The organism is Streptomyces sp. NPDC007863 (assembly GCF_040633895.1).
In the GTDB taxonomy this organism is placed as follows: domain Bacteria; phylum Actinomycetota; class Actinomycetes; order Streptomycetales; family Streptomycetaceae; genus Streptomyces.
This window is the reverse complement of the sequence record NZ_JBEYEI010000020.1, coordinates 136,166-159,268: the sequence shown is the minus strand read 5'-3', so window position 1 is coordinate 159,268 and position 23,103 is coordinate 136,166. Positions and strand designations below refer to the sequence as shown.

Sequence of the window (23,103 nt, the reverse complement as noted above, 5' to 3'; positions counted from 1 at the left end):
GTCTTGGCAATCCGGAGGGACATCCCGACCTACTGACCAGAAGTCGACACCTATCGGCCACCTTCTGATCGATGCCGTACGTCGACGTCACTTGTCCGACTGATCCTGCGCGATATCCGGGGGAGCCACGGGAGGCGCCGCACCGGCCGGTTCCGGCTTCGGGGTGACCATGCCGACGATCCTCCGGCCGCCGACACCGATCGCGATCAGCCCCAGGCCGTCGAAGAGCAGCGCCAGCGAGAAGAAGCAGCCGATGACGTACCGGCTGCTGTCCGGCCAGTCGAAGAGCACCAGGACGCCCAGGAGCACCCCGAAGGCGCCCTGGAACAGCGTCCAGCCGAACTGCGGGCCGCGCGTCACCACGCTGCCGACCAGCCGGAACACCCCTCCGGTGAGGAAGAGCAGGGCCGCGAACATCGTCAGCGCCTCGGCGGTGCCCTCCGGGTGACGGAGCACCACGCAGCCGGCCGCGAGGTTCACCGCCGCGACCACCGCCGCCAGCCAGAAGGAGCCGGTGCCCCGGGACGCGTACGCCTGGAGGAGGCCCACCAGGCCGCCGACGAGCAGCAGCCAGCCGAAGAGCCACATGGACGTCAGGGTGGCGAACCCGGTGTAGACCAGGCCGACCACGCCGCAGATCACGAGGATCACGCCGAGCGCGGCCAGCCAGCCGAAGCTCCGCCCGAGCCTCTTCCCCTCGCGGGCCATCTCCTGCACGGGATCGAGGTCCTCGTCCCGGTTCTCCTTGGCCATCGTGCCTCCTCGCGGCTGCCTGACGACCCCTTCCCGATCGTACGGTCGGCACCGGTGGATAGCATCCGGCCCATGGAGACCGTGGAGCCCGTGGAGCCGCAGCTCGTCGACACCGTCACGGACGGGGTGGCGACCCTCGTCATCAGCAACCCCGCCAAGCGGAACGCCATGACGGCGGGGATGTGGCGGTCGCTGCCCGCCGTCCTCGGCCGCCTCGCCGCCGACCCCGCGGTCCGGGTCCTGGTGCTGACCGGCGCGGGCGACACCTTCTGCGCCGGCGCCGACATCGCGACGCTGCGCGAGCCGGGTGACGAGCAGCAGGCGCTCGCGGTCCGCGCCGAGGAGGCGCTCGCCGCCTTCCCCAAGCCGACCCTCGCCGCCGTCCGCGGCTACTGCGTCGGCGGCGGCAGCCAGCTCGCCGGCGCCTGCGACCTGCGCTTCGCCGCCGAGGGCAGCCGCTTCGGGATCACCCCGGCGAAGCTCGGCATCGTCTACCCCTCGTCCTCCACCCGGCGGCTTACCGCCCTGGTGGGCCCCGCCGCCGCCAAGTACCTGCTCTTCTCCGGCGAACTCATCGACAGCGAGCGGGCGCTGCGGACCGGCTTCGTGGACGAGGTGCACCCAGCCGGCGAGCTGGCGAAGCGGGTCGGGGAGTTCTGCCGGATCCTCGCCTCCCGCTCGCTGCTCACCCAGGCCGCGGCCAAGGAGTTCGCCGACGGCCGGCTCGACCGGGACGCCCACTGGGCGGCGCAGGCGCACGGCAGCGGCGACACCGCCGAGGGTGTCGCCGCCTTCCTGGAGCGCCGCGCGCCCCGCTTCACGTACGGCCTCTGAGGCTCAGCCCTGCGGCAGGTCCTCGGTCACCGTGCCGCGCCACCGCTCCACCAGGCGGGCGGGGGCCTTGAGCGGCGAGCCGGCGTCGTACGGCGGCTGGGGGTCGTACTCGGTGAGCAGCTGGACGGTCATCGCGGCCTCGTCCCCGGCGATCCGGCCGAACAGGTGCAGCCCCATGTCGATGCCGGAGGAGACGCCGGCGGCCGTCACGTACTTGCCGTCGAAGACGACCCGCTCGCCGGTGGGTTCGGCGCCGAGCGCGCGCAGCTCCTCGTAGGCCAGCCAGTGGGTGGTGGCGCGGCGGCCGTCGAGCAGCCCCGCGGCGCCGAGGAGCAGCGAGCCGGTGCAGACCGAGGTGGTCCAGGTGCTGGTGGAGTCGGCGGTGCGCAGCCACTCCTGGATCTCCGGGTCGTGCATGGCCTGGCGGGTCTCCGGGCCGCCGGGGACGAGGACGATGTCCGGGTGCGGGACGTCGGCGAGGGCCTGGTCGGCGACGAGCGCGAGGCTGCCCTGGTCGTTGCGGACGGGGCCGGCCTCCTTGGCCACGAGGACGGTCTCCGCGCCGGGGAGGCGGGACAGGATCTCGTACGGGCCGACGGCGTCGAGCGTGGTGAAGCCCTCGAAGAGCAGGACGGCGATCTGCATGGGTGTGATCCCTCTCAGCTGGCGGGTCCGGTGGCGGGTGCGGTGACAGGTGCGGTGGCAGGTGCGGTGACGGGTGCGTGGAAGCGGCGGCGGTAGTCGGCGGGGGCGGTGTCCAGCGCCTTCACGAAGGCGCGGCGCATCGCCTCCGGGGTGCCGTAGCCGGCGGCCCGGGACACCTCCTCGACGCCGCGGGTGGTCTCCTCCAGGAGCCTGCGGGCGTGTTCGAGGCGGATCCGGTCGACGTAACGGCCCGGGGTGACGCCGGTCTCGGCGTGGAAGGCGCGGGCGAAGTGGCGGGGCGAGAGCCGGGCGCGGGCGGCGAGCCGCTCCACCGACAGGTCCCCGTCCGGGTGCTCGGCGATCCACGCCTGGACGTCGCGCAGCGGTTCGCGGCGCGCGGTCTGGGCGGCGAGCTGGGCGCTGAACTGCGCCTGGTTGCCGGGGCGGCGGAGGAAGACCACCAGCATCCTGGCGAGGGCGAGGGCCGCCTCGCGGCCCAAGTCCTCCTCCACCAGCGCGAGGGCCAGGTCGATGCCGGCCGTGACCCCGGCGGAGGTGGCGATCCGGCCGTCCCTGACGAAGATCGGGTCGGGGTCGACCTCGACCTCGGGATGGTGGCGGGCCAGGTGCTCGCAGGCCATCCAGTGGGTGGTGGCCCGGTGCCCGTCGAGGAGTCCCGCCTCGGCCAGCCGCAGCGCCCCGGTGCAGACCGAGACCAGCCGCTCGACGCGCGGCCCGTGGACGCGCAGCCAGTCGACGAGGGCCGGGTCGACGCCCCGGGTGCCCTCGCCGCCGGGCACGATCAGGGTGTGCGGCGGCCCGTCGGCGACGGCCTCCTCCAGGGAGGTGTCGGGCAGGATGCGCAGGCCGCTGGAGGTGCGGACCGGTCCGCCGCCCGGGGAGGCGGTACGGATCGGATACGGGTCCCGCGCGGCGCCCGAGGCCCACTGGGCGCCGTGGAACACCTCGACGGGGCCGGTGACGTCGAGGCTCTGCACGCCGTCGAAGAGGACGACGAGGACGGGACGCTGGGTCATGCCTCCATCCTTCGGGGCGGCCTGGGCGGCCGCAAGGACGGCCACCCCACCTTTCCTGCCATCCGGGCGAGCCGTGGACCGGGGGCCGTTCCCTCCGTACCAAGCAGTCGGTTAGGTTCTGGTGCCATGACGACCTCTCTGCCGCCGCGGGCCGGGCGCCGCTGCCACAACGCCCTGAACCCGTTCCACTCGACGCTGTACTTCTCCCCCGACCTGGACCGGGAGTTCGGAGCCCTCGGCCTCACCGACCCCGCCGCCATGCGGCTCGCCGCCCGCAGCGCCCCGCTCGGCGCCGTCGGGGCCGGCACGGTCGCCGCGACCTTCTACAACTACCGCTGGGAGCTCCTCGACCGGCACCTGCCCGCCGTCTGGGAGACCGCCGCCCCCGCCGCCGTCCTCGACGCCCGGCTGCGGGCCGTCGACGCCACCCTGCGCCGGCTGCTCGGCGAGGAGGCCGTCGCCTCCCCCGAGATGGCCGAGGCCGCCGTGCTCGCCCTGCGGGCCGCCGAGGCCTGCACCCGGCACGCCCGGCCGCTGTACTCCGCCAACGCCGACCTGCCGGTCCCCGCGGAGCCGCACCTCGCCTACTGGCACGCCGCGACCCTGCTGCGCGAGCACCGCGGCGACGGGCACCTGACGGCCCTGCTCTCCGCGGGCCTCGACCCGGTCGAGGCGCTGGCCTCCCACACCGCCACCGGCAAGGGCATGACACCGCGCTGGGTCCTCGGCAGCCGGGGCTGGAACCGCGCCGACTGGGAGGCCGCCCGGGAGCGGCTGCGCGGACGCGGGTACCTCGACGCGGACGGCGAGCTGACGGAGACCGGCAAGCGGCTGCGGGAGGAGCTGGAGGAGACCACGGACCGTCTGGACGCCGCCCCGTACGAGCACCTCGGCGCGGCCGGTGTGGAGCGCCTCACCGAGCTGGGCCGCGGTTTCCTGGCCGCCGCCGCGGGCGCGGGCGCCTTCCCCGACGGTCTCGTCGGCAAGGACTGAGCCCGGGGACGCCGCGCGGCGCGCGCGGATCCGGGCCGGTTGCCGCGTCCGGGTGACGGACGCGGCACAATGCACGGGCAAGCCAGTGGTACGAGCAGACGGGTCGGGACACGGTGACGACGTCCATCGAAGCAAGGATCGCCGAGGAGCTCGGCGTACGCGAGCGACAGGTCAGGGCGGCGGTCGAGCTGCTCGACGGCGGCTCCACCGTGCCGTTCATCGCGCGCTACCGCAAGGAAGCGACCGAGATGCTCGACGACGCGCAGCTGCGCACCCTGGAGGAGCGGCTGCGGTACCTGCGCGAGCTGGAGGACCGGCGCACCGCCGTCCTCGACTCGGTACGGGAACAGGGCAAGCTGACGGAGGAGCTGGAGGCCCGGATCCTGGCCGCCGACACCAAGGCGCGCCTGGAGGACATCTACCTGCCGTTCAAGCCGAAGCGGCGCACCAAGGCGCAGATCGCCCGCGAGGCCGGGCTCGCGCCGCTCGCGGAGGGGCTGCTCGCCGACCCGTCGGTGGAGCCGGCCGCCGCGGCGGCGGCCTTCGTCGACGCGGACAAGGGCGTCGCGGACGCCGCCGCGGCCCTGGAGGGCGCGCGGGCGATCCTCACCGAGAAGTTCTCCGAGGACGCCGACCTCATCGGCGAGCTGCGGGAGCGGATGTGGGGCCGGGGCCGGCTCGCGGCCAGGGTCCGCGAGGGCAAGGAGCAGGAGGGCGCCAAGTTCGCCGACTACTTCGACTTCGCCGAGCCGTTCACCGCGCTCCCCTCGCACCGGGTGCTCGCCATGCTGCGCGGTGAGAAGGAGGACGTCCTCAGCCTGGAGCTGGAACCGGAGGAGGCCGGCGACGGGCCGTCGTCGTACGAGCCGATGGTGGCGAGCCGCTTCGGCATCGCCGACCGGGGGCGCCCCGGCGACAAGTGGCTCCAGGACACGGTCCGCTGGGCCTGGCGCACCCGGATCCTCACGCACCTCGGGATCGATCTGCGGGTGCGGCTGCGGACGGCCGCCGAGGACGAGGCGGTCCGGGTCTTCGCGGCGAACCTCCGGGACCTGCTGCTCGCCGCGCCGGCCGGCACCCGGGCGACGCTGGGCCTCGACCCCGGCTTCCGTACCGGCGTGAAGGTGGCGGTGGTCGACGCGACCGGCAAGGTCGTGGCCACCGACACGATCTATCCGCACGTCCCGGCCAACAAGTGGGACGAGTCCCTGGCGAAGCTGGCGCGGCTCGCGAAGGAGCACGCGGTCGAGCTCGTCGCCATCGGCAACGGCACGGCCTCCCGCGAGACCGACAAGCTCGCCACCGAACTGCTCGCCAAGCACCCGGAGCTGAACCTGACGAAGGTGATGGTCTCGGAGGCCGGCGCCTCGGTGTACTCGGCCTCCGCGTTCGCCTCGCAGGAACTCCCGGGCCTGGACGTGTCGTTGCGCGGCGCGGTGTCCATCGCCCGGCGGCTCCAGGACCCGCTGGCCGAGCTGGTGAAGATCGACCCGAAGTCGATCGGCGTCGGCCAGTACCAGCACGACCTCGCCGAGACGAAGCTCTCCCGCTCGCTCGACGCGGTCGTCGAGGACTGCGTGAACGGCGTCGGCGTCGACGTCAACACCGCTTCGGCGCCGCTGCTTTCGCGGGTCTCCGGGATCAGCTCCGGCCTCGCCGAGAACATCGTCGCGCACCGCGACGCCCACGGCCCCTTCCGCTCCCGCAAGGCGCTGAAGGACGTGTCCAGGCTCGGCCCGAAGGCGTACGAGCAGTGCGCGGGCTTCCTGCGCATCCGGGGCGGCGACGACCCGCTGGACTCCTCGGCGGTGCACCCGGAGGCGTACCCGGTGGTGCGGCGGATGGCGAAGACCACCGGCGGCGAGGTCGCGGCGCTGATCGGCGACACGGGGACGCTGCGGTCGCTGCGGCCGGCCGACTTCGTCGACGACTCCTTCGGTCTGCCGACGGTCACCGACATCCTGCGCGAGCTGGAGAAGCCGGGCCGCGACCCGCGCCCCGCCTTCAAGACGGCCACCTTCAAGGAGGGCGTCGAGAAGATCGGCGACCTGCTGGCGGGGATGGTCCTGGAGGGCGTGGTCACGAACGTGGCCGCGTTCGGGGCGTTCGTGGACGTCGGTGTCCACCAGGACGGTCTGGTGCACGTGTCGGCCATGTCGAAGACCTTCGTCAAGGACCCCCGGGACGTGGTGAAGCCGGGCGACGTGGTGAAGGTGAAGGTCCTCGACGTCGACATTCCGCGCAAGCGGATCTCGCTGACGCTGCGGCTGGAGGACGAGGCGGCGGCCCAGGACTCCGCGCCCCAGCGCGAGCGCGGCGGCCGCCCGCCCCAGCAGCGGCAGGGCCAGGGCCGAGGCCAGGGCCAGGGCCGCGCACAGGGCCGGGGCCAGAACCAGAACCAGGGCCGCGGCCAGGCCGCCGCCCCGGCGAACAGCGCGATGGCGGACGCCCTCCGGAAGGCGGGCCTCTTCGGCGAGGGCGGCGGCAAGCGCCGCTGACACCCACGACGCCGCGGCCCCCCGGCCCCGCCCGCACGGCGGGACCGGGGGGCCGCGCGCGTACGGACCGGGGGCGACGTCCGGCACGGCGGACCGGGGCGGCGTCCGGCACGGCGGCTACGGCAGGAAGCGCAGGGCCCAGTCGGCGCGGTTCGAGACGGTGAGGTCGTCGTCGTTCGTCAGGGGGCGCAGGACGCGCTCGGCGGTCTTGGGGTCGGCCTGGACGAGGTCGACGATCTCGGCGGCCAGGCCGTCCTGGTCGTCGCCGAGGTCCACCGCCGAGGCCCGGACCAGGGTCGGGAGGGTGTCGGGGCCGCCGAGGGCGGCGAGGACGCCGCCGAGGAGTTCGCGGGCGTAGCCGTTGCGCTCGGCGACGGCCCGGTCCAGTTCGGACTCCAGGCGCGGCAGCAGGGTCCGGTCGCCGCCCGCCGCGATCTCGTCGGCGAGGTCGATCGTGGCGTCGACGTCCGCGTCGAGGTCGTCCAGCATCGCGAGGAGCCGGGTCACGCTGTCGTCGGTCATGGTGCCTCCGTAAATGCGCCGTCCGCGAGGACGGGGACGGTCGTCGACGCGTCGGGTTCGGCGGCCACCTCCACGTCCCGCGGATAGCCGTACTCGTACAGTTCACGGCCCGAGTCGCAGCCGTGCAAGGCGGCGGCCGGGTCGTCCGTCGCCGCCCACAGCGTGGCCGCCGCGGTCGCCTCCGGGGTCAGGGGGAGCCCCGGCGCGAGGGCGCGCAGGGCGTCGAGGACCGCGCCGGCCCCGAGGAGGTCCTCCAGGGCGGGGCGCAGCGAGCCGTCCGGCCACCGTTCGCCGGCGGCGATCACGGCGAGGGGGCGCGCCTCGGTGCCGTATCCGTGGCGGGCGAGCCAGTGGGCGACGGCGGTGCGGTTGCGGAGCGAGGCGGCGACGACGGTCGCCGTCCCGGCCTCGGCGGCGATCGTGGAGCCGTTCGGGGACGGCAGGACCAGCCGGTCGGGGGCGGGGGCCGAGCGGAGCGCCGCCGGGGAGAGCGACCACGGGTGCGCCGCGGTGGCCTCGCCGCGGCCGACGGCGAGGACGGCGTCCTTCTCGCGGGCGTACGCGACGGCCGTGGCGTCCCGCCAGCGGTACGGGTACACGGCCGTGCCGGCCTCGACCGCGACGCCGACGGCCGTCGTGAACGACAGCACGTCGACGACGACCAGGCAGCCCGCGCCGGCGGCGAGGGCCCGTGCCTCAACGGGCCCCCAGCCGAAGGCGACGCCCATCAGAGTTCGGTGACCTTGCCGTCGGCGACCTCGACCCGGCGGTTGACGCGGATCGCGTCGAGCATGCGGCGGTCGTGGGTCACCAGGAGCAGCGTGCCCTCGTAGGTGTCGAGGGCGGACTCCAGCTGTTCGATGGCGGGGAGGTCGAGGTGGTTCGTGGGCTCGTCGAGGACGAGGAGGTTGACGCCCTTGCCCTGGAGGAGGGCGAGGGCGGCGCGGGTCCGTTCGCCCGGGGAGAGGGTGGTGGCGGGGCGCAGCACGTGGTCGGCCTTGAGGCCGAACTTGGCGAGCAGGGTGCGGACGTCGGCCGGTTCGGTGTCGGGGACGGCGGCGCAGAAGGCTTCGAGGAGGGTCTCGGTGCCGTGGAAGAGCCTGCGGGCCTGGTCGACCTCGCCGACGACGACGCCGGAGCCGAGGGCGGCGTGGCCGGAGTCGAGCGGGAGGCGGCCGAGGAGGGCGGCGAGCAGGGTGGACTTGCCGGCGCCGTTGGCCCCGGTGACGGCGACGCGGTCGGCCCAGTCGATCTGGAGGGTGGCGGGGCCGAAGGAGAAGTCGCCGCGGCGGACCTCGCCGTCGCGGAGGGTGGCGACGACGGAGCCGGAGCGGGGGGCGGCGGCGATCTCCATCCGCAGCTCCCACTCCTTGCGGGGCTCCTCGACGACGTCCAGGCGTTCGATCATGCGCTGGGTCTGGCGGGCCTTCGCCGCCTGCTTCTCGCTGGACTCGCCGCGGAGCTTGCGGCCGATCTTGTCGTTGTCGGTGGCCTTGCGGCGGGCGTTGCGGACGCCCTTGTCCATCCAGTTGCGCTGCATGAGCGCGCGGCTCTCCAGGGCGGACTTCTTGTCGGCGTACTCCTCGAACTCCTCGCGGGCGTGCCGGCGGGCGGTGGCCCGCTCCTCCAGGTAGGCGTCGTAGCCGCCGCCGTAGAGGGTGATCTGCTGCTGGGCGAGGTCGAGTTCGAGCACCTTGGTGACGGTGCGGGTGAGGAACTCGCGGTCGTGGCTGACGACGACGGTGCCGGCCCGCAGCCCCTTCACGAAGGCCTCCAGGCGCTCCAGGCCGTCGAGGTCGAGGTCGTTGGTGGGCTCGTCGAGGAGGAAGACGTCGTAGCGGGAGAGGAGGAGGGAGGCGAGGCCGGCGCGGGCGGCCTGGCCGCCGGAGAGGCCGGTCATCGGCTGGTCGAGGCCGATGGTGAGGCCGAGGGAGGCGGCGACCTCCTCGGCGCGCTCGTCGAGGTCGGCGCCGCCGAGGTCGAGCCAGCGCTCCAGGGTGGTGGCGTACGCGTCGTCGGCGCCGGGCGTGCCGTCGACGAGGCCCTGGGTGGCCTCGTCCATGGCGGCCTGGGCGGCGGCCACGCCGGTGCGGCGGGCCAGGAACTCCCGGACGGTCTCGCCGGCGCGCCGCTCGGGCTCCTGCGGCAGGTGGCCGACGGTGGCGGTGGGCGGCGAGAGCCGGACCTCGCCCTCCTCGGGGGTGTCGAGCCCGGCGAGCAGCCGCAGCAGGCTGGACTTGCCGGCGCCGTTGACGCCGACGAGGCCGATGACGTCGCCGGGGGCGACGACGAGGTCGAGCCCGGCGAAGAGGGTGCGTTCGCCGTGGCCGGCGGCGAGGTCCTTGGCGACGAGAGTGGCAGTCATCAGACCACGCATCCTACGTGGGCGGCGGGGGCCGCCCGGGTACGGTCCCGGGCATGGGCAGCGACGTGATCGTGGTGGGCGGCGGGGTCGTCGGGCTGACGACGGCGGTGACGCTGGCGGAGCGGGGAGCGCGGGTACGGGTCTGGGCCCGGGACCCGGTGGAGGCGACGACGTCGGCGGTGGCGGGCGCCCTGTGGTGGCCGTACCGGATCGAGCCGGCGGCGGAGGCGGGGGTCTGGGCGCTGGAGTCGCTGGAGGTGTACGGGGAGCTGGCCGGGGCGCCGGAGGAGACCGGGGTGCGGTGGGTGCCGGGGGTCCACGCGGACACGCGCCTGGACGGGCTCGGGACGTGGGCGGCCCGGGTCCCGGGGCTGCGGCAGCTACCGCCCGGGGAGGTCCCGGGGCCGTACGCGACGGGGCTCGCGGCCCGGCTGCCGCTGATCGACATGCCGGTCCACCTGGCGTGGCTGCGGGGCCGCCTGGAGGCGGCGGGCGGGGTCGTCGAGCGGCGGGCGGTCGCGGGCCTGGAGGAGCCGGCCGCGGCGGCGCCGGTGGTGGTGAACTGCACGGGGCTCGCCGCGCGGGAGCTGGTGCCGGACGCCGGGCTGCGGGCGGTCCGGGGGCAGTTGGTGCTGGTGGAGAACCCGGGGGTCGAGGAGTGGTTCACGGCCGCGGACGCGGGGGCGGCGGAGACGACGTACTTCTTCCCGCAGCCGGGGCGGCTGGTCCTCGGCGGGACCGCCGAGGAGGGTGCGGAGGGGCGGGAGCCCGACGCGGCGACGGCGGCGGGGATCGTGGCGCGGTGCGCGCGGATCCGGCCGGAGATCGCCGGGGCCCGGGTGCTGGGCCACCGGGTGGGGCTGCGTCCGGCCCGGGCCGGCGGGGTGCGCGTCGAGGCGGTGCGGCCGCCGGGCGGCGGTCTGCTGGTGCACCACTACGGGCACGGGGGCGCCGGGGTCACGGTGGCATGGGGCTGCGCGCGGCGGGCGGCGGAGCTGGTGACGGGGTGAGGGGGACGGCCGAAGGCCCCCGTCCGCGCGGGACGGGGGCCTTCGGCGGGCCGGCGGGACGCGGAGCGCGTCCCGCGCGGGTCACCTCCCGAACGGCGGGGCGACGACCTCGTCGGCGCGCTCGCACTGCTTGGCGCGGCGCTGCAGGGCGTCGGCGCGGGCGTAGGCGCGGCGGGACTCCTCGTAGGCCCTGAGGCGCTTGAGCTGGGCGGCCCGGTCGCGCTCGGCGCGGGCCTGGTTGTACAGCTGGGCGGGGTTGCAGGTGCGGCCGGAGGCGGCCTCGGCCGACGGGGCGGCGGCGGTCTGTCCGAGCAGCAGGCCCCCGGCCAGCAGCATCGTGGCGAACAGGGCGGGCAGGGTGCGGCGCGCACGCGTCGCGTGGGACATGTGTTTCTCCAAGTCGGGGCCGTGGCGGCCCGTTTGAGGCATGGTCAGTACCGGCCGGTAACTTTACCTGCCCCAACGGGACCGATCGGACAAGCCCCTCCTTGCCCACGGAAACGTCAACACTCCTCCACAGGACGCCCACTGACGAGGTGGTAGGCGGCGCGCCCGTCGAGGAGCAGCGGGACCAGGAGCCGCTGCGACTGGCGCAGCGGGACGTACGCGCCGCCGTCCGGGGTCCGGCTCGACTCCACCCCGTGCAGGGCGAGTTCGTCGCCGGCCTCGGCGTACTGGGCGGCGTCGAGGCGGTAGCCGCACGGCGGGTCGGCGATGATCTCGGCGGGCTCGGGCGGGTCGTTGTCGGCGCCGCCGAGGTAGACGGGCCCTTCGTCGGCGAGGCCCGTGAGCCGGGCGGCGGAGGTGGCCGCGGCGAGCGGGGCGCGGCGCTCGGAGACGTACCCGAAGACGTCCTTCAGGGCGGTGAGGTGGGTGGCGACCCTGCGCCGCTGGGAGAGGGCCGGGTCGCGTTCCTCGGCCTCGCCGAGCGGGTCCTCGCGGGTCTCGGCGAGGAGGGCGGCCATGTGCTTGATCCCGGCCGTGTTGCGCAGGATGCGCTCCTGGCCGTCGCCCGCGACCTGCTTGACCGGGCGGCCGGTGAAGGGGTCGGTCCAGATGCCGTAGACGCCGTGGGTGCGGCCCGCGCGGGCGGCGCCGGGGCGGACGTACTCCTCCGAGAGGATCCGGGACTCGGCGTGGACGTGGGCGTCGGTGTCGAGGCTGCGCGGCCAAAGGGCGAGGAGGTCCTTGTCGTAGTAGCCGGGGGTGGCGCCGTACTCGTGGAGGTCGTACACGAGGTCGGGCTCGCGGTCGCGGATCACGGCGGCGAGGGCGCGGGCCTCCGCGGTGCGCAGGGCGAGGTGGTCGCGGTTGACGTCGATGCCGGCGGCGTTGCCCCGGGTGTCGGCCTCGCGGCCGTCGGGATTGGCGTTGGGCACGACGAGGACGGTGGTGCGGGCGAGCAGCCGCAGCGTCCCGGGGTCGCGGGCGAGGGCGAGGTCCCGGACGGTGGTGAGGCAGGCCTCGCGGCCGGCCGGCTCGTCGCCGTGCTGGCTGCAGACGAGCAGCACCGTGGTCGCGCCGCGCGCCGGGCCGAGGGCGGCGAGCCGCAGCGGCCGGCCCTGCTCGGTGGTGCCGACGGTGGTGACCGCGAGCCGCGCGCTGCGCCGGTCGACGGCGGCGAGGAAGTCCCGCTCCTCCGCGTCCGTCGTCCAGCGGGCGCCGCCGCTCGCCTCGAAGCCGGTCACCGGCGCAGCGGGCGGCGCGTCGGGGACCGCCGCCTTCGCCGGGACGGCGACGAGGGGCAGTCCGAGGAGGGCCGCCCCGGCGGCGAGGACCAGGGCGCGGCGGGCGGCACGCGGACGCTTCGGCACGGGCGCGGGCATCGGCATGGCGGGACCGTACTCGCCCCGCCCGGGGTGCGGAAGACCGCGTGCGGGAAACGGGTGAACCGGTGCTTCATGTCGGCCGAATGGCGATCGTGTGACGGAAGGCGCCCTTTACGTGACGCTCCGTCGCGTGCTTCATAGAGTCCGAACAAGTCCGGATCAAGGACCGACGCCCACCCGCGCGTCTTACGTCACCCTCGACTTGGGGAGCCCTCCGTGCACCGCAGAATCATCCTTCCGAGCGCCCTCGCGGCCTCGCTGCTGCTGGCGATCCCGGCTTCGGCGGCCGACTACGTCCCGGGCGCGCCGGGCATCGGCGACTCCTACTACCCCACCGCGGGAAACGGCGGCTACGACGTCTCCCACTACGACCTGCGCCTGAAGTACCAGCCGGCGACCGACCTCCTGGAGGGGACGGCGACGATCCTGGCGACGACCACGCAGAACCTCTCCCGGTTCAACCTCGACCTGGGGCTGAAGGCGAGCGAGGTGCGGGTCGACGGCCGGCGCGCCTCGTTCAAGGCCACCGGGGAGCACGAGCTGGAGATCGTGCCGGCCGTGCCGCTGCCGAAGAACCGGCAGGTCACGGTGGTGGTCCGGTACGCGGGCAAGCCGTCCGAGTTCAAGGTCGGCGGCTGGTCGGCCTGGCACCGCACCCCGGACGGCGGGGTCGCCGCGCAGGAGCCGGACTCGGCCGCCTGGTGGTTCCCGTCCAACGACCACCCGCGCGACAAGGCCACCTTCGACGTGTCCGTCTCGGTGCCGGACGGCACCCAGGCGATCAGCAACGGCGTGCTCCAGTCGCAGTCCTCGCGGCTCGGCTGGACCCGCTTCAACTGGCGTTCCAACAAGCCGCAGGCGCCGTATCTGGCCACGCTCGCGGTCGGGAAGTTCGACATCACGACGGACACGACCGCGAACGGGCTGCCGGTCCTCAACGCCTACAGCAAGGACCTCGGCGACCACGCGGGCGCGGCCCGGGCCTCGATCGAGCGGACCGCCGAGGTCGCGGAGTGGCTGGAGGAGGCCTTCGGCCCGTATCCGTTCAACGCGCTCGGCGGCTACGTCCCCAATGTGACCAGCGGCTACGCCCTGGAGACGCAGACCCGGCCGTTCTACAGCCCGCGCCAGTTCGCGAACGGCTCGAACGTGTCCGTGGTCGTCCACGAGCTGGCCCACCAGTGGTACGGCGACAGCGTCTCGGTGCGCGACTGGAAGGACATCTGGATCAACGAGGGCTTCGCCCGCTACGCCCAGTGGCTGTGGTCGGAGAAGGAGGGCGAGGGCACGGCCCAGGAGCTGGCCGACTACGTGTACGCCCTGCGGACCGCCGAGGACCCGTTCTGGACGGTGAAGCCGGGCGACCCGGGGCCGGAGAACCAGTTCCACGTCGCCGTGTACGACCGGGGCGCGCTGGCGCTCCAGGCGCTGCGGAACGAGATCGGCGACGAGGACTTCTTCGCGATCCTGAAGGGGTGGCCGCAGCGGTTCGCGCACGGTGACGCGCGGGTGGCGGACTTCGTCCGGTACGCCGAGGAGGTCTCCGGCAAGCCGCTGGCGGAGCTCTTCGACACCTGGCTGTACGAGCCGGCCAAGCCGGCGGCCGGTCCGTCGGCCGCCGCCGCCCCGGCCTCCGTGGCCCGGACGGCGCCGGCGCCGGCGCCGGTCCAGCCGAAGTCGTGGAAGAAGATCGCGGCGACGAACGGGGTGCACGAGCACCGCTAGGACGGTTCGCGCGGGAGGCCGTCCGGTCGGCGCGGGGCGCGGCGGGCGGCCTCCCTGGCGCGCCGGGCGAGCGGCAGGTAGCGCAGCCGCTCGGGCAGCGCGGGGACGACCACGCGGACGACCCCGGCGATCCGGCGCAGCCTCCGCTCCTGCTCCGGCGTCCACTCCAGGCCGATCGCCGCGCGGGCGTCCGGCGGCATCAGGCCGATGGTGAGGAAGGCCCGGATCCGCTGGAAGGGGCGGCGGAGCAGCGGCCACAGGGGGCGCAGGGCGAGCCGCAGGAGGAGCGGGCCCCGGTCGGGGGCGGGGACGGGGGCGTCCGGGTCGATGAGCTCGCGGACCACGGCGGTGGCCTCCAGCTCCTCGGCGAGGACCTTGCGGTAGTAGGGCCAGAACTCCTCGACCGTCTGCGGCATGTCCCGGTCGTGGATGCCGAGGATCCGGCCGACCTGGAGCCACTCGGCGTAGAGCCGGCGGTCCTGGGCCTCGGTGAGCGGGCGGTGGAGCAGGGCGAGGCCGTGCCGGTAGACGGGGTAGCCGGTGGCGTGCACCCAGGCGTAGTAGGCGGGCGTGAGGGCGTGGTAGCGGCGCCCGTGGGCGTCGGTGCCCTGGATGTCCCGGTGCAGGGCGCGCAGCCGCCGCCCCTCGGCGGCTGCCTCCTCTCCCCCGTACACCCAGAGCTGCACGGAGCGCAGCGAGCGCTCGCCCCGCCCCCAGGGGTCGGTCCGGAAGACGGAGTGCTCGTCGACGCCCGCCCCGATCGCCGGGTGCGCGACCTGCATGGTGAGCGCGGCGGGCAGCATGAGCAGCGCGCGGACGTCCCCGGCGACGGACCAGAGCACGCCGCCGACGGGCGGCGGGGCGGGGTCGGGGCCCTTCCGGCCGGTCGCGGGGGCGGGTGGTGCGGCCGGGGCCGTGGAGGAGCCGGTCGCGGTGGACGTCGCCGGGATGGGCGTCGCGTCGCCGTCGGTGGTCATGCGGGGTCCCCTGCCTCTCGCCTCGGTGGCCGCCCCTCCAGGGTGCGCCTTCGGGGCGTACGTACGACGGCGGGGCCGGTCCCGGGGGCTTGTCGGCCCCGGGAACGGCCCCGGCGTGGTGGTGTGCGGTGCGGTCAGGCGCGGTCGGCGCCGACCGGCTCGCCGACGATGCGGCCGGCGAGGGCGTGGGCCCAGGCGTCGACGTCGGCGTTGAGCTCGCGCTCGGCGGCCTCGCGCTCGGCGGCGATCTTCGCGGTGCCGGCGGCGAGGATCGTGTCGCGCTCGGCCTGGCCCTCGGCGCGGGCGGCCGCGATGGCGGCGGAGCCCTCCTCGACGGCCTTGGAGCGGATGCGGGCGGCCTCGTGGCGGGCCTCCGCCAGCTCGGCCTCGTACTGGGCGCGGATGTCCGCGGCCTCGGAGCGCAGGTCGTCGGCGCGCTCGGTGCCGCCGTCGATGGCGTCCTCGCGCTCCTCGATCGTGCGCTTGATCTTCGGGAGGATCACCTTCGCCAGGAAGAAGAAGGTCAGGAAGAACACGGCGAAACCGAGGATGAGCTCGGCCCAGACCGGGTTGAGCGGGCCGAGGTCCATGTCGAAGATCTTGGCGTTGGAGGCGAGGGTCGTCATGGCGCGCATCCTACCTGGTCCGGAAACCGGCGGATCGTACACCCCCGTGATCGTTGGCGCGCTCGTACGACGCGGGCAAGATTCCCGGCACCTGGAGGCTACCGGAAGGTAACTACGGCTGGTTGTATGTGCCGCGCCGAGCACAACCCCCCACCACTCGACGGGAGTTCCCGTGTCCCTCAGCACGTTCCGCCGCATCCCCGGTGCCGCCGTGTCCCTCGCGCTCGCGGCCGCCACCCTGGCGGCGACCGCGCCCGCCGCCTCCGCCGCCCCCGAGGCCGCCGCCGCGCCCCGCCTGAAGGTGCTCACGTACAACGCCTTCCTCTTCAGCAAGACGCTGTACCCGAACTGGGGACAGGACCACCGGGCCCGGGCGATCCCCGCCGCCCCGTTCTTCCAGGGCCAGGACGTCGTGGTGATCCAGGAGGCCTTCGACAACTCCTCCTCCGACGCGCTCAAGGCGAACGCCGCGGCGGCCTACCCGCACCAGACGCCCGTCATGGGCCGCTCCAAGACCGGCTGGGACGCCACGAGCGGCGCCTACTCGGCGACCACCCCCGAGGACGGCGGGGTGACGATCCTCAGCAAGTGGCCGATCGTCCGCAAGGAGCAGTACGTCTACAAGGACGCGTGCGGCGCCGACTGGTACTCGAACAAGGGCTTCGTCTACACGGTCCTCGACGTGAACGGCAGCCGCGTGCACGTCGTCGGCACCCACGCCCAGTCCACCGACCCGGGCTGCTCGGCGGGCGAGGCCGCGCAGATGCGCAGCCGCCAGTTCAAGGCGATGGACGCCTTCCTCGACGCGAAGAACATCCCGGCGGGCGAGCAGGTGATCGTCGCGGGCGACATGAACGTCGACTCCCGCACGCCCGAGTACGCGACGATGCTCGCCGACGCGGGCCTCGCCGGGGCGGACGCCCGCACCGGGCACCCGTACTCCTTCGACACCGAGCTGAACTCGATCGCGGCGGAGCGCTACCCGGACGACCCGCGCGAGGACCTCGACTACGTCCTGTACCGGGCCGGCAACGCCCGCCCGGCGAACTGGACGAACCACGTGGTCCTGGAGTCGTCCGCGCCGTGGTCGGTCTCCAGCTGGGGCACGACGTACACGTACACCAACCTGTCGGACCACTACCCGGTGACCGGCTTCTGATCCCGGGGCGTCAGTAGCCGGGGCCGCCGAAGAGGGTGTACGCCCAGGCGGCCACGGCGATCCCGACCAGAACCAGCACCACCCAGGAGCCGGCGCCCGTGTGCCGGCTCCTGCCCGTCCCCGCCGCGGCGGCCCGGGGCGCCTTCGGAGCCTTCGGCTCCCTGCGCGCCTTCCGGCCCTTGTCCGGCCGCCCGGACCGCGAGGGCCCGGCGTCCGCACCCCCGCCCGGACCGCCGTCGGCCGCCGCGGCGACCTCGGCGAGCATCCGCCGGCAGACGGTGGCCAGCTCGGCGACCGGCGCCGTCAGGTCGACGACGACCTCGGTACGGGCCGGGGCCGTGGTCCCCCCGTCGAGTATCCGGCCGGCCCGCAGCAGCGCCTGGTCCTTGCCGCCCGTCGGGGCGAGACTGATCCACCGGCGCACGTGCTCGCCGCGGATGACGACGCCGCCGCCCCGCTCCCGGTACACCGTGTGCTCCCGCCACAGGACCCCGGCCAATTCCGCTGCCGTCTCCCTGAGTTGCGCGTACATCCCACTCCCCTGTTCCCGCCCGCCGACGCGGACCGGCCGCCGACTCTAACCCCCGCGGGCGCGCCTCACCGGCCCGCCCCCGCCGCGCGCCCCTTACGCGCCGAAGTCGTACACGGTGACCGGTATCCCCCGGCTCACCAGCCGCTCGCGCACCAGCGGCTCCACCCGGTCCCACGTCCCGCCGGCGAGCCCGCACCCGATCCGCGGCATGTGGACCGAGGCCCCCAGCTCGGCGGCCCGCTCCGCGAGCCGCTCCAGCGCCCGGTCGATCGCCTCGTACCGCACGGGCACGCCGGAGCTCCGGCCGGTGCGGATCCCCCGCTGCCCCACCAGGTTCGCCACCCAGAGGTGCGGCGAGACCCGCACGAACTGCGCCGCGCCGAGGCCGAAGTCGTTGCCCGCCCGCTCCCGGTGCCAGCGGCGGAAGGCCGCCTCGGGCTCCGGCCAGCGGCGCGAGACGGCGAGCACGAAGCCCTTGCCCCAGCCGCCCAGGTCGTTGCAGACGTGGGCAATGATCCGGACACCTTCGCCCCGGGGCGCGGTGGCGTCGCCCCGTACGTACTCGATCTCGGTCATGGGGGCACGGTAGGCGGCGGCACTGACAACGACGGATGTCAACTGCGGTTGACATCCCTCCCGCTGTCAACCTAGATTGACAGCATGACCGATGCGACCGATCTCGCCGCGCGGGCCGGCGACCGTGATCCCCGGGTGGGACTGCGGGCCGTGTCCGCCCTGCGGCGGCTGTTGGAACAGCTGGAGGCCGTCCAGGTGCGCGGTGCGCGCGACCAGGGGTGGTCCTGGCAGGAGATCGCCACCGAGCTGGGGGTCAGCCGGCAGGCCGTTCACAAGAAGTACGGGAGGCAGTGATGTTCGAGCGGTTCACGAAGGCGGCCCGGGACGTGGTGAAGGGGGCGGCCGAACACGCGGAGCGGAGCGGGGCGGAGGACGTGACCGCCGAGCACCTGCTGCTCGCGCTGCTCGACCGGGACGGGACCCGGGCGGCGGGGGTGCTCGGGCGGCTCTGTCCGGCGGAGCGGCGGGGCGCGCTGGTCGCGGCGCTCGCCGACGCGCGGCGGCGGGCCGGCCTCTCCCGGGCGGACTCCGAGGCGCTGGCGGAGCTCGGGATCGACGTCGACGCGATCGTCGCGCGCGTCGAGGAGACCCACGGGGCGGGGGCGTTCTCCGCCCGCCGCAGGCGCTCCGGGCGCCGCCCGTTCTCGGGCGAGGCGAAGGCCGTCCTGGAGAAGTCGCTGCGCGTGGCGCTGGCCCGCAAGGACCGGGAGATCGGCGACGAGCACCTGCTCCTGGCGCTCACCGCGTCCGGCGGGGTCGTCGCCGAGGCGCTGGCCGACCACGGCGTCACCTTCGCCTCCGTCGAAACCGCGCTCTGAGGGCTTTTACAGTCCTGGTGAGACAGCAATACTGTTGAACCATGGAGGACGAGAGCGGCGAGGGACTGCCCCCGGGGTACACCGTCGACGAGCTGGCGGCCCGGGCCGGGGTGACGGTGCGGACCGTGCGGTTCTACGGGACGCGGGGGCTGCTGCCGCCGCCGGTGATCGGGCCCCGCAGGGTCGGGCGGTACGGCGCCGAGCACCTGGCCCGGCTCGCGCTGATCGAGGAGCTGCAGCGGCAGGGCATGACGCTGGCCGCGATCGAGCGGTACCTGGAGCAGCTGCCGCCCGACCTCAGCGCGCAGGACCTCGCGGTGCACCGGGCGCTGGTCGCGTCCTGGGCGCCGGAGTCCGCCGAGACGATCACCCGGCGGGAGCTGGAGCGGCGCGCCGGGCGGGAGCTGGCCGACCGGGACGTCGAACGGCTCGCCGCCATGGGGGTGCTGGAGGCGACCGGCGACACCGAGGTGTTCCGGCTCGACGGTTCGCTGCTGCGCCTCGGCGTCGAGATGCTCGACGTGCCGATCGAGCACGACACGATCCTCGCCTCCCGCACGGTGCTGCTCGACCACGCCCGGTCGGCCGCGCAGGAGCTGGCGCGGCTGTTCCAGGAAGAGGTGTGGAGCCCGTACCGGGAGAGCGGGGAGGACCCGGACCACCTGACCGCCATGAAGTCGCTGTCCGCGCACATGCAGCCGATCGTGGTCCAGGCCCTCGTCACCGCCTTTCAGCGGTCCCTCAGCGAGGAGTTGCGCTCCGCGTTCAGGAGTCCGTGAAGGTCTCGCCGCGCTCGGCCTTCTCCACCAGGAGGGCGGGCGGGGCGAAGCGCTCGCCGTACGTCTCCGCCAGCTCGCGGGCGCGGGCGACGAAGCCGGCGACGCCGCCCTCGTAGCCGTTGACGTACTGGAGGATGCCGCCGGTCCAGGCGGGGAAGCCGATGCCCATGATGGAGCCGATGTTGGCGTCGGCGACCGAGGTGAGGACGCCTTCCTCCAGGAGGCGGACGGTGTCCAGGGCCTCGGAGAAGAGCATCCGCTCCTGCATGTCGCGGAAGGGGATCTCGTACCCGGGCTTCGTGAAGTGCTCGCGCAGGCCGGGCCAGAGCTTGGCGCGCTTGCCGTCCTCGGCGTAGTCGTAGAAGCCGGCGCCGCCGCTGCGGCCGGGGCGGCCGAACTCGTCGACCATGCGGTCGATGACGACCTCGCCGGGGTGGGTGACCCAGGTGCCGCCGGCCTCCTCGATCGCCTTCTTCGTCTCGTTGCGGATCTTGCGCGGGAGGGTGAGGGTCAGCTCGTCCATGAGGGAGAGGACCTTCGCCGGGTAGCCGGCCTGGGCGGCGGCCTGCTCGACGGAGGCGGGCTCGATGCCCTCGCCGACCATGGCGACGCCCTCGTTGATGAAGTGGCCGATGACGCGCGAGGTGAAGAAGCCGCGCGAGTCGTTGACGACGATCGGCGTCTTGTTGATCTGGCGGACCAGGTCGAAGGCGCGGGCGAGGGCCCCGTCGCCGGTGCGCTCGCCCTTGATGATCTCGACGAGCGGCATCTTGTCGACCGGGGAGAAGAAGTGCAGGCCGATGAAGTCGCTCTGGCGCTCGACGCCTTCGGCGAGGACGCTGATCGGCAGGGTCGAGGTGTTGGAGCAGAGCAGCGCGTCGGCGTCGACGACGTGCTGGATCTCCTGGAAGACCTTGTGCTTGAGCGCGGTGTCCTCGAAGACGGCCTCGATGACCGCGTCGCAGCCGGCCAGGGCCTGCGGGTCGGAGGTCGGGGTGATCCGGGCGAGGAGGGCGTCGGCCTTCTCCTGGGTGGTGCGGCCCCGGGAGACGGCCTTGGCGCAGAGCTTCTCGGAGTACGCCTTGCCCTTGGCGGCGGCCTCGTCGGTGACGTCCTTGAGGACGACCTCGATGCCCGCGCGGGCACAGGAGTAGGCGATGCCCGCGCCCATCATGCCGGCGCCGAGCACGGCGACCTTGCGGACCTGGCGCTTCTCGACGCCCTTGGGGCGGCTGGCGCCGGAGTTGACGGCCTGGAGGTCGAAGAAGAACGCCTGGATCATGTTCTTCGCGGTCTGGCCGGTGACCAGCTCGGTGAAGTACCGGGACTCGATGACCTGCGCGGTCTCGAAGTCGACCTGGGAGCCCTCGACGGCGGCGGCCATGATGTTGCGCGGGGCCGGGTAGGGGGCGCCGTTCAGCTGCTTGCGCAGGTTGGCCGGGAACGCCGGGAGGTTGGCGGCGAACTTCGGGTTCGACGGGGTGCCGCCGGGGATCCGGTAGCCGGGGACGTCCCAGGGCTGCGCGGACTCCGGGTGCGTGTCGATGAAGGCGATGGCCTTGGCCATCATCTCCTCGGGGGTGGCGGCCAGTTCGTGGATCAGACCGCTGTCGAGGGCGCGCTTCGGGGCGTACTGGGTGCCCTGGAGGAGGACCTTGAGGAGGGCGTCGGTGATGCCCATGAGGCGGACGGTGCGGGTGACGCCGCCACCGCCGGGCAGCAGGCCGAGGGTGACCTCGGGCAGACCGATCTTGGAGCCGGGCGCGTCGAGCGCGATCCGGTGGTGGGAGGCGAGCGCGATCTCGTAACCGCCGCCCAGGGCCGCGCCGTTGAGGGCGGCGACGACCGGCTTGCCGAGGGTCTCGATGCGGCGCAGCGCGCGCTTCATGTCCATCGCGGCCTCGAAGATGTCCTTGGCGTGCTCGGGGCCCGCCTGGATCATGTCCTTGAGGTCGCCGCCGGCGAAGAAGGTCTTCTTCGCGGAGGTGTAGATGACGCCGCGGATGGAGTCCTTCTCGGCCTCCAGACGGTCGGCGACGGCCATGATCGACGCGCGGAACGCCTGGTTCATGGTGTTGGCGGACTGGTTCGGGTCGTCGAGGACGAGGGTGACGATCCCCGTGGCGTCCTGCTCCCAGCGGATGGTGGTGCTCTCGCTCATGCTGATGCTTCTCCGGTGGCCGGTGTGAGGGATGCGGACGGGGGTCAGACGCGCTCGACGATGGTGGCGATGCCCATGCCGCCGCCGACGCAGAGGGTGGCGAGGCCGTAGCGCTTGTCCTGGCGCTCCAGCTCGTCGACGAGGGTGCCGAGGATGATGCCGCCGGTGGCGCCGAGCGGGTGGCCCAGCGCGATCGCGCCGCCGTTGACGTTGACCTTGTCCAGGGAGACGCCCATGTCCTTGACGAAGCGCAGGACGACCGCGGCGAAGGCCTCGTTGATCTCGATGAGGTCGATGTCGTCGATGGTGAGCCCGGCCTTGGCGAGCGCCTTGCGGGCCGCCGGGGCGGGACCGGTGAGCATGATGGTGGGCTCGGAGCCGGAGACGGCCGCCGCGACGATCCGGGCGCGCGGCGCCAGCCCGTACCGCTCGCCGACCTCCTTCGAGCCGATGGCGAGGAGGGAGGCGCCGTCGACGATGCCGGAGGAGTTGCCCGCGTGGTGGACGTGGTCGATCTCCTCGACCCAGTGGTACTTCTGCAGCGCGACCGCGTCGAAGCCGCCGAGCTCGCCGATGTCCTTGAAGGACGGCTTCAGCCTGGCCAGGGAGTCGGCGGTGGTGCCGGGGCGCATGAACTCGTCGTGGTCGAGGACGGTCAGCCCGGCCCGGTCGACGACCGGCACGACGGAGCGGCCGAAGCGGCCCTCCTTCCAGGCGGTGGCGGCGCGCTCCTGGGAGAGGGCGGCGTACTCGTCGACGTCGCGCCGGGTGAAGCCCTCGATGGTGGCGATGAGGTCGGCGCCGATGCCCTGCGGGACGAAGTTCGTCTCCAGGTTGGTCATCGGGTCGGCGAACCAGGCGCCGCCGTCGGAGGCCATCGGCACCCGGGACATCGACTCGACGCCGCCGGCGAGGACGAGGTCCTCCCAGCCGGAGCGGACCTTCATCGCGGCCATGTTGACCGCTTCGAGGCCGGAGGCGCAGAAGCGGTTCTCCTGGACGCCGGCGACGGTGTCGGGGAGACCGGCGGCGATGCCGGCGATCCGCGCGATGTCGGAGCCCTGGTCGCCGACCGGGCCGACGACGCCGAGGACGATGTCGTCGATCGCGGCCGGGTCCAGGCTCGGGTTGCGGCGCTGGATCTCGCGGATCAGGCCGGTGACGAGGTCGATGGGCTTGGTGCCGTGCAGGGAGCCGGTGGCCTTGCCGCGTCCGCGCGGGGTGCGGATCGCGTCGTACACGTACGCTTCGGTGCTCACGGGAA

At 74.2% G+C, this 23,103-nt stretch carries 23 protein-coding genes; 9 read left to right on the top strand and 14 right to left on the bottom strand.

Annotated elements, in window-relative coordinates; all coding sequences use genetic code 11:
- Positions 1 to 87: 87 nt before the first annotated feature.
- Positions 88 to 753: a DUF308 domain-containing protein gene (locus tag ABZ621_RS28915; RefSeq protein ID WP_360609366.1), complete on the bottom strand. Its 666-nt coding sequence runs from the start codon at positions 751 to 753 to the stop codon at positions 88 to 90.
- An 81-nt stretch (positions 754 to 834) separates the two neighbouring features.
- On the opposite strand from ABZ621_RS28915, the gene ABZ621_RS28910 reads away from it, so the two are divergent.
- On the top strand, positions 835 to 1,587 hold the full coding sequence (locus ABZ621_RS28910; RefSeq protein WP_360609410.1) for an enoyl-CoA hydratase-related protein: 753 nt from the start codon (positions 835 to 837) through the stop codon (positions 1,585 to 1,587).
- Positions 1,588 to 1,590: 3 nt separating this feature from the next.
- Here the strand turns inward: ABZ621_RS28910 and ABZ621_RS28905 are convergent, their stop codons facing one another.
- On the bottom strand, positions 1,591 to 2,232 hold the full coding sequence (locus ABZ621_RS28905; RefSeq protein WP_360609365.1) for a DJ-1/PfpI family protein: 642 nt from the start codon (positions 2,230 to 2,232) through the stop codon (positions 1,591 to 1,593).
- Between the two features lie 14 nt (positions 2,233 to 2,246).
- The gene (locus tag ABZ621_RS28900) at positions 2,247 to 3,269 is read right to left on the bottom strand and encodes a GlxA family transcriptional regulator (protein ID WP_360609364.1); all 1,023 of its coding nucleotides are present in this window, start codon (positions 3,267 to 3,269) and stop codon (positions 2,247 to 2,249) included.
- 126 nt (positions 3,270 to 3,395) lie between these two features.
- Here ABZ621_RS28900 and ABZ621_RS28895 point away from each other — a divergent pair, with 126 nt between their 5' ends.
- Complete coding sequence (locus ABZ621_RS28895) at positions 3,396 to 4,262, top strand: hypothetical protein (RefSeq protein WP_360609363.1); 867 nt, start codon at positions 3,396 to 3,398, stop codon at positions 4,260 to 4,262.
- A 113-nt stretch (positions 4,263 to 4,375) separates the two neighbouring features.
- Complete coding sequence (locus ABZ621_RS28890; protein ID WP_360609362.1) at positions 4,376 to 6,760, top strand: Tex family protein; 2,385 nt, start codon at positions 4,376 to 4,378, stop codon at positions 6,758 to 6,760.
- Between the two features lie 117 nt (positions 6,761 to 6,877).
- Here ABZ621_RS28890 and ABZ621_RS28885 read toward each other — a convergent pair whose 3' ends face one another.
- The 3 genes from ABZ621_RS28885 to ABZ621_RS28875 are packed head-to-tail and all read right to left on the bottom strand — an operon-like array spanning position 6,878 to position 9,647.
- On the bottom strand, positions 6,878 to 7,282 hold the full coding sequence (locus tag ABZ621_RS28885) for a hypothetical protein (protein ID WP_360609361.1): 405 nt from the start codon (positions 7,280 to 7,282) through the stop codon (positions 6,878 to 6,880).
- The gene (locus ABZ621_RS28880) at positions 7,279 to 8,010 is read right to left on the bottom strand and encodes a 2-phosphosulfolactate phosphatase (protein ID WP_360609360.1); all 732 of its coding nucleotides are present in this window, start codon (positions 8,008 to 8,010) and stop codon (positions 7,279 to 7,281) included. Before ABZ621_RS28880 ends, ABZ621_RS28885 begins: the two co-directional genes overlap by 4 nt.
- Positions 8,010 to 9,647, bottom strand: coding sequence for an ABC-F family ATP-binding cassette domain-containing protein (locus tag ABZ621_RS28875; RefSeq protein ID WP_360609359.1), 1,638 nt, complete (start codon positions 9,645 to 9,647; stop codon positions 8,010 to 8,012). The genes ABZ621_RS28880 and ABZ621_RS28875 overlap by 1 nt, the downstream gene beginning before the upstream one ends.
- A gap of 53 nt (positions 9,648 to 9,700) precedes the next feature.
- Between ABZ621_RS28875 and ABZ621_RS28870 the strand changes: the two genes are divergently transcribed.
- On the top strand, positions 9,701 to 10,657 hold the full coding sequence (locus ABZ621_RS28870; RefSeq protein ID WP_360609358.1) for an FAD-dependent oxidoreductase: 957 nt from the start codon (positions 9,701 to 9,703) through the stop codon (positions 10,655 to 10,657).
- 81 nt (positions 10,658 to 10,738) lie between these two features.
- Here the strand turns inward: ABZ621_RS28870 and ABZ621_RS28865 are convergent, their stop codons facing one another.
- Entirely contained in the window at positions 10,739 to 11,044 is a 306-nt protein-coding gene (locus ABZ621_RS28865) for a hypothetical protein (protein ID WP_360609357.1), read from the bottom strand.
- A gap of 116 nt (positions 11,045 to 11,160) precedes the next feature.
- Positions 11,161 to 12,489: a M14 family metallocarboxypeptidase gene (locus tag ABZ621_RS28860; RefSeq protein ID WP_360609356.1), complete on the bottom strand. Its 1,329-nt coding sequence runs from the start codon at positions 12,487 to 12,489 to the stop codon at positions 11,161 to 11,163.
- A gap of 213 nt (positions 12,490 to 12,702) precedes the next feature.
- On the opposite strand from ABZ621_RS28860, the gene ABZ621_RS28855 reads away from it, so the two are divergent.
- A complete protein-coding gene (locus tag ABZ621_RS28855) occupies positions 12,703 to 14,211 on the top strand; it encodes a M1 family metallopeptidase (RefSeq protein WP_360609355.1) in 1,509 nt (502 codons plus the stop codon).
- Here ABZ621_RS28855 and ABZ621_RS28850 read toward each other — a convergent pair.
- Positions 14,208 to 15,188, bottom strand: coding sequence for an oxygenase MpaB family protein (locus ABZ621_RS28850; RefSeq protein ID WP_360609354.1), 981 nt, complete (start codon positions 15,186 to 15,188; stop codon positions 14,208 to 14,210). The two genes, ABZ621_RS28855 and ABZ621_RS28850, sit on opposite strands and share 4 nt — an antisense overlap.
- Before the next feature lie 134 nt (positions 15,189 to 15,322).
- Positions 15,323 to 15,814 carry a hypothetical protein gene (locus ABZ621_RS28845; RefSeq protein WP_360609353.1) on the bottom strand — a complete coding sequence of 164 codons (492 nt, stop codon included), beginning with the start codon at positions 15,812 to 15,814 and terminating at the stop codon, positions 15,323 to 15,325.
- A 172-nt stretch (positions 15,815 to 15,986) separates the two neighbouring features.
- On the opposite strand from ABZ621_RS28845, the gene sph reads away from it, so the two are divergent.
- Positions 15,987 to 16,973 (top strand): sphingomyelin phosphodiesterase, encoded by a 987-nt coding sequence (sph, locus tag ABZ621_RS28840; RefSeq protein ID WP_360609352.1) that lies wholly within the window; start codon positions 15,987 to 15,989, stop codon positions 16,971 to 16,973.
- 10 nt (positions 16,974 to 16,983) lie between these two features.
- Here sph and ABZ621_RS28835 read toward each other — a convergent pair whose 3' ends face one another.
- Positions 16,984 to 17,505: a hypothetical protein gene (locus tag ABZ621_RS28835; protein ID WP_360609351.1), complete on the bottom strand. Its 522-nt coding sequence runs from the start codon at positions 17,503 to 17,505 to the stop codon at positions 16,984 to 16,986.
- Positions 17,506 to 17,598: 93 nt separating this feature from the next.
- Positions 17,599 to 18,081: a macro domain-containing protein gene (locus ABZ621_RS28830; protein ID WP_360609350.1), complete on the bottom strand. Its 483-nt coding sequence runs from the start codon at positions 18,079 to 18,081 to the stop codon at positions 17,599 to 17,601.
- 84 nt (positions 18,082 to 18,165) lie between these two features.
- On the opposite strand from ABZ621_RS28830, the gene ABZ621_RS28825 reads away from it, so the two are divergent.
- Genes ABZ621_RS28825 through ABZ621_RS28815 form a run of 3 tightly spaced genes read left to right on the top strand, consistent with a single transcriptional unit; the run spans position 18,166 to position 19,678 of the window.
- Positions 18,166 to 18,375 (top strand): helix-turn-helix domain-containing protein, encoded by a 210-nt coding sequence (locus tag ABZ621_RS28825; RefSeq protein ID WP_360609349.1) that lies wholly within the window; start codon positions 18,166 to 18,168, stop codon positions 18,373 to 18,375.
- On the top strand, positions 18,375 to 18,899 hold the full coding sequence (locus tag ABZ621_RS28820; RefSeq protein WP_360609348.1) for a Clp protease N-terminal domain-containing protein: 525 nt from the start codon (positions 18,375 to 18,377) through the stop codon (positions 18,897 to 18,899). Before ABZ621_RS28825 ends, ABZ621_RS28820 begins: the two co-directional genes overlap by 1 nt.
- A gap of 41 nt (positions 18,900 to 18,940) precedes the next feature.
- Entirely contained in the window at positions 18,941 to 19,678 is a 738-nt protein-coding gene (locus ABZ621_RS28815; protein ID WP_360609347.1) for a MerR family transcriptional regulator, read from the top strand.
- Here ABZ621_RS28815 and ABZ621_RS28810 read toward each other — a convergent pair.
- Together ABZ621_RS28810 and ABZ621_RS28805 are read right to left on the bottom strand one after the other, a co-directional pair.
- Entirely contained in the window at positions 19,665 to 21,839 is a 2,175-nt protein-coding gene (locus ABZ621_RS28810; RefSeq protein WP_360609346.1) for a 3-hydroxyacyl-CoA dehydrogenase NAD-binding domain-containing protein, read from the bottom strand. The two genes, ABZ621_RS28815 and ABZ621_RS28810, sit on opposite strands and share 14 nt — an antisense overlap.
- A 44-nt stretch (positions 21,840 to 21,883) precedes the next feature.
- Positions 21,884 to 23,098 carry an acetyl-CoA C-acetyltransferase gene (locus ABZ621_RS28805; protein WP_360609345.1) on the bottom strand — a complete coding sequence of 405 codons (1,215 nt, stop codon included), beginning with the start codon at positions 23,096 to 23,098 and terminating at the stop codon, positions 21,884 to 21,886.
- Between the last annotated feature and the right edge of the window lie 5 nt (positions 23,099 to 23,103).